Annotated in this window: 6 protein-coding genes; 1 reads left to right on the top strand and 5 read right to left on the bottom strand. The window is 66.4% G+C overall.

The features are described from left to right. The first annotated feature begins 134 nt into the window (after window positions 1-134). On the top strand, window positions 135-1,553 hold the full coding sequence (locus QOC89_RS25020) for a coniferyl aldehyde dehydrogenase (RefSeq protein ID WP_323047469.1): 1,419 nt from the start codon (window positions 135-137) through the stop codon (window positions 1,551-1,553). Window positions 1,554-1,661: 108 nt separating this feature from the next. Here the strand turns inward: QOC89_RS25020 and QOC89_RS25015 are convergent, their stop codons facing one another. The 5 genes from QOC89_RS25015 to QOC89_RS31975 form a co-directional block, all read right to left on the bottom strand. Further along, the gene (locus QOC89_RS25015; RefSeq protein ID WP_323047468.1) at window positions 1,662-2,027 is read right to left on the bottom strand and encodes an EscU/YscU/HrcU family type III secretion system export apparatus switch protein; all 366 of its coding nucleotides are present in this window, start codon (window positions 2,025-2,027) and stop codon (window positions 1,662-1,664) included. Continuing rightward, the gene (locus tag QOC89_RS25010; RefSeq protein WP_323047467.1) at window positions 2,027-3,412 is read right to left on the bottom strand and encodes a flagellar hook-length control protein FliK; all 1,386 of its coding nucleotides are present in this window, start codon (window positions 3,410-3,412) and stop codon (window positions 2,027-2,029) included. Before QOC89_RS25010 ends, QOC89_RS25015 begins: the two co-directional genes overlap by 1 nt. A 68-nt stretch (window positions 3,413-3,480) precedes the next feature. Continuing rightward, window positions 3,481-3,807 carry a flagellar protein FliT gene (locus QOC89_RS25005; protein WP_323047466.1) on the bottom strand — a complete coding sequence of 109 codons (327 nt, stop codon included), beginning with the start codon at window positions 3,805-3,807 and terminating at the stop codon, window positions 3,481-3,483. Further along, on the bottom strand, window positions 3,804-4,238 hold the full coding sequence (gene fliS, locus QOC89_RS25000; RefSeq protein WP_323047465.1) for a flagellar export chaperone FliS: 435 nt from the start codon (window positions 4,236-4,238) through the stop codon (window positions 3,804-3,806). The genes QOC89_RS25005 and fliS overlap by 4 nt, the downstream gene beginning before the upstream one ends. A gap of 303 nt (window positions 4,239-4,541) precedes the next feature. Beyond that, window positions 4,542-4,590, bottom strand: a 49-nt coding sequence (locus tag QOC89_RS31975) for a flagellar hook-basal body complex protein FliE (RefSeq protein ID WP_416340466.1), incomplete at its 5' end; no start/stop codon positions are given.

Here is a 4,590-nt window from a genome sequence, read left to right as displayed (position 1 = left end):
CCGCATGTCAGATTTGAAGCGGGCGAATCCGCCCGAGCTTTTGCAAAGCCTTTCGCAAGACCGTCGCAAGACACGACAACACATCAATAAGCGCGATTCAACGCGCACCGCGATCCATCAGGGAGTGGACACCTATGAAGAACGATCTGCCGGAAGTCGCCGCGCTCGAAGCGCTGCTGCGCGAGCAACGCCATGCTTATTTGCGCGCGCCGTATCCGTCGTGGGAAAACCGCGCCGCGCATCTGAAAGCGTTGCGCAAAGTGATGCTCGACAACCGCGACGCACTGGCCGACGCGATGAACGCCGACTTTGGCAATCGCGCGAAACAGGAAGTGCTGCTCGCCGAGTTCCTGCTGATCAAGGGTGAGATCGACGCCGCGCTCCGGCACGGCAAACGCTGGATGAAAGCGCAACGCCGCGGCACCAACAAATGGCTGATGCCGGCGCGCGCGAAAGTCGTGCCGCAGCCGCTCGGCGTGGTCGGCATCATCGTGCCGTGGAACTATCCGGTGCTACTCGCCGTCGGTCCGCTGATCAGCGCGCTGACGGCCGGCAACCGCGCGATCATCAAGATGTCGGAGCTGACGCCGTGCACCGCGGCGCTCTTCGAGCAATTGATCGGCCAGACCTTCGCACGCGATCACGTCGCGGTGGTGAACGGCGACGCCGCATTGGCCGCCGCGTTCAGCGCGCAACCGTTCGACCATCTGCTGTTCACCGGCTCGACCAGGGTCGGCCATGAAGTGATGCGCGCCGCCGCCGAACATCTGACGCCGCTCACGCTGGAGCTTGGCGGCAAGTCGCCGGCCATCATCGGTCAGCATGCGCGCTTCGACAACGCGGTGGATAACCTCATCGCCGGCAAGACGCTCAACGCGGGCCAGACCTGTGTCGCGCCGGACTACGTGCTGGTGCCGCGCGGCAAGGAGCAGGCGTTCATCGAACGGGCGCGCGCGCGGATGGCGAAGATGTACCCCGACTTTGCGCACAACCTCGATTACACGTCGATCATCTCGGCGCGGCACTTCGCGCGGCTGCAACGTCTTGCCGACGAAGCGCAGGCTCTCGGCGCGCAACTGCACGGGCTCACGGACAGCACGCCGACCGAGGCAAGCCGTCGCTTCCCGCTGATCGCCGTCACGAATGCGCCGGATGAAAGCGCGCTGATGCAGGAGGAGATCTTCGGCCCGCTGCTGCCGATCGTCTCCTACGACACACTCGACGACGCGATCGCGTGGGTCAACGCGCGTCCGCGTCCGCTCGCGCTGTATCTCTACGCCGACGACACCGCCACCATCGAGCGTGTCACGCGCGAAACCATCGCGGGCGGCATGGCGGTCAACGAGACGTTGATGCATCTGGCGTGCGAAAGTCTGCCGTTCGGCGGTGTCGGGGCCAGCGGGATGGGGGCGTACCACGGCTACGAAGGCTTCGTCACCTTCTCGAAGATGAAGCCGGTGCTGACGCAGGCACGCCTGAACGCGCGTGGGTGGATTTCGCCGCCGTACGGCAAACGGGTGAATGCGCTGCTGAAGCTGATGATGCGGTTTTGATGCGGCGTGCATCCGTGGGGTGGCCGGCCGGCCGTGCGGCGGGCATCCGTGCGGCGGCCATCCGTGCGGCGGCCATCCGCGCGACCGCCAACCGCGCGACAGACACTCTCAACGCCCGGCCGCGCCGCCAGAAACATCCGTTATATCCGTCGCGACCACATCGATGACGTCCTCAACACCGGCCGCACCACCTTCCGGCTCATGCTCGGCACCGCTTTCCAGCCGATGCAGCCACGCGAGCAACTCCGCCACCGCCTGATAAAGCTGCGGCGGAATCCGCGTATCGAGATCGACCTGCATCAGCAGCGAGACCATCTCCGGCGCCTCGTGCACATACATGCCGGCCTCCTTGGCGCGTTGCACGATCATCTCGGCCAGCATGCCGTAGCCTTTGGCGATCACGCGCGGTGCGGGATCGCTGCCGTGTGCGTCGTAGACGAGCGCGGCCGCGCTGCGGCGGTGTTTGCGGCTCATCACATATCCCAGTCGAAATTGTCGAGCGGCGCGGCGCCTGGGCTACCGGCACGCGTATCGCGGCGCCCCGCCGGCACCTTGTCAGCGGCCGCAGCCGCCGCCGAGCGCGCATAGGCCGACGCCGCCGCTTGCGCGGTCGCCCCCGCAGCGCCCGCCGCGGAAGCCGGCGCGCCACCGCCGATTTCACGAATCGTCAATCCATTCAGTTCGATGCCCGCAGCGGCGAGCCGTTGCCGGAAGCTCTCGCCCTGCATCGCCAGCCGCGCCGCGCCGGCCGGACTCGCCTGCACGCGCGCCACCAGCCGCGAGCCCGTCAGCGTCAGGTCGGCATCGACGGTGCCGAGCGCCGGCAAAGAAAGCGTGAGGCGCGTGCGCCAGGGTTGATCCTCCTCGCTTGCCGTGCCGCCGCCGCTGCGGTCCCACTCGTCGCCCTCCTGCTCAATGGTCCAGTCGAGCTTGGCGCCCGGCCATGCTTCGCCGGTCCAGCGAAACTGCCCAGTGGCAAGCAGATCGAGTTGCTGACGCACGAGGGGAATCGTCTCGGGATGAACCGCCGCTGCCATCGATTGCGAGTTTTGCGACGACCCGTCCCCGGCCAGTTGCGCCGCGGCGCTGTGCGCGCTCGAGTGCGCCGGCTGCCCGTTCAGATCGGGCAGAGAACTCGCCAGCAGCTCGCCCGCGACGAAAAGCGCGGCCTGCGCGGTCAGGATCGACGGCATCGCACGGGCTGGCGCGCCATTGGCCGGGCCGTTGGGGCTCCCACCCGTACCCGTGCCCTGACGGGGCGCCGCATTGGACGAAGAAGCCTGATCGGCGTCGTTCGCCCAGTCGAGCGGCAATTGCGTCGCGGCCGCGACCAGCTTGTTTTGCGCCTCGTCAGCGAGCGCGGCGGGCGGCCGCTGCCCTGCCAGCCATTGTGCAAGATGAGATTCGTAGAACAGACCGCTAACAGCTACCGTCTGTTCGAGCGCGGCCGCGAGCGCCGCGACCGGCACCTGGGCCGCCATCACATTGGCGGTGGCCGTCGTCGCGGCGGCATTCGGATTCGTGGATGAAGCAGCGGGCGTGTCGAACAGCGGCAAGCCGCCGGCCTCGACATCCAGCGCCGGCGCGGCGGGCCAGATGGGTACCTGGCCGAGCACCGCCGGGGTTGCCTCGCCGCCCGAGTTGATGATCGCGTTGAGCGCCAACGCGACGGCGGACAGCGCGGTTTGCGCGGAAGCCGGCGGAGCGGCGAGGGGCGTGAGAGGCGTGACAGTGACAGGCGCGCTATCGACGCCCGCCGCACCGGTCTGCGAGGCGGTCGCGCTGCCCGCCGCGAGATTGAGCAGACTGTCGACCCGGTTCGCGAGCAACGAACTGACGACCGTGTCGATTCCGTTCATACCCATTCCTTCGTCACAATGGCGGCAACGCGCTTACCTACCCTCGGGCAGACTCCCCGCCGATAAACTCAGCGCACCCCGTACAGTTCCTTGAGCACACGAGTCGGCCGTCCGGCGAACAGCGCCGACAGATTGGCCATGCGCGGATTGGCCAGATCGCGGATCGCGGCGTCGTCGGCCAGGATCTGACAGATCAGGGCGTATTTGCGCAAGCGCTCCGCATCGTCCAGCTTGACGCCGGTTTCGGCGTCTCTCAACGCTTCCACCAGATGCCGATATTCCTCCTGCAAGTCGACCAGATCGTTCCACAGGGCGCGCCGGGCAGCTGTCAGCATGCGGCGGGAAATCGCTGCAATCGCCTCGTAGCGGGCGAAATATTCTGCGTTCGATGTCATCTCATGCTTTCCGCGGCCGGCTGGGTTGCCATCCGCGCGATCTCGGGGGCAATGCCGATCCATGCTTCTTCGAGCGTTGCCAGCAGGCCGTCCACTTTTGCCAGCATCGCCTCGCTCTGTTTTATGTTGGCTTCGAGCAGCCGGCGCGGCATATAGCTATATAGCGCGTTCAACCGCTCTGCAATCTCGCCGCCCGCTTCAAGCTTGAGCGACTGCTGCAGCCCGCTTTCGACGATCTGAATCGTCTTGCCGATCGCCTCGCCTCGAGCCGGCACACTACCCGTCTGAAGATGCGTGCGCGCTTGCGCGATTGCTCGCCGGGCGCCCTGATCCGACATCACGATCAGACGATGCGGACTCGCGCCCATCACCCCCGTCTCGACGCCGACGCGCGTGTACGCATCGGCTCCGGAGTGTTCTGGGGAAAACATCGGCGCTCCTCCTCTCTGGCACTTCAGTTGTCGTGACACGCGATCCGGATGCGTTGCCGCACCACAATCTCTGCCTGTATCTGGTTATCGGATAGGCAGCGGGAAAGCTTTAGGCCGATGTAAGGAGGATGACGGGCCGACGGGGGCGATATCGCGCTGAACGAGGCAGGCCGCCTGCCACCGAGCGCCGCAAGGGCGCGCCGGACGGACTGGCCTGCCGTGCAGCCGCACGGCATTGCAAATGGGGCGCATCGGCTCGGACGGGCGCAACAGCCCTGCCGCCGGAATCGCTTTGACTCGCGGTTACACCGACATCTGCATGATGTCGTTATAGGCCGTGACCAGCTTGTTG

The sequence above is a fragment of the Paraburkholderia sp. genome, from assembly GCF_034668105.1.
Taxonomy (GTDB): domain Bacteria; phylum Pseudomonadota; class Gammaproteobacteria; order Burkholderiales; family Burkholderiaceae; genus Paraburkholderia.
The sequence above is the reverse complement of the archived record's forward strand: the minus strand, read 5'-3'. Positions and strand labels throughout refer to the sequence as shown.

Bases quoted from the DNA above. Each gene is read 5' to 3' on its own strand.
- QOC89_RS25020 (WP_323047469.1), top strand. From the start codon at position 135: ATGAAGAACGATCTGCCGGAAGTCGCCGCGCTCGAAGCGCTGCTGCGC.
- QOC89_RS25015 (WP_323047468.1), bottom strand. From the start codon at position 2,027: ATGAGCCGCAAACACCGCCGCAGCGCGGCCGCGCTCGTCTACGACGCA.
- QOC89_RS25010 (WP_323047467.1), bottom strand. From the start codon at position 3,412: ATGAACGGAATCGACACGGTCGTCAGTTCGTTGCTCGCGAACCGGGTC.
- QOC89_RS25005 (WP_323047466.1), bottom strand. From the start codon at position 3,807: ATGACATCGAACGCAGAATATTTCGCCCGCTACGAGGCGATTGCAGCG.
- fliS (WP_323047465.1), bottom strand. From the start codon at position 4,238: ATGTTTTCCCCAGAACACTCCGGAGCCGATGCGTACACGCGCGTCGGC.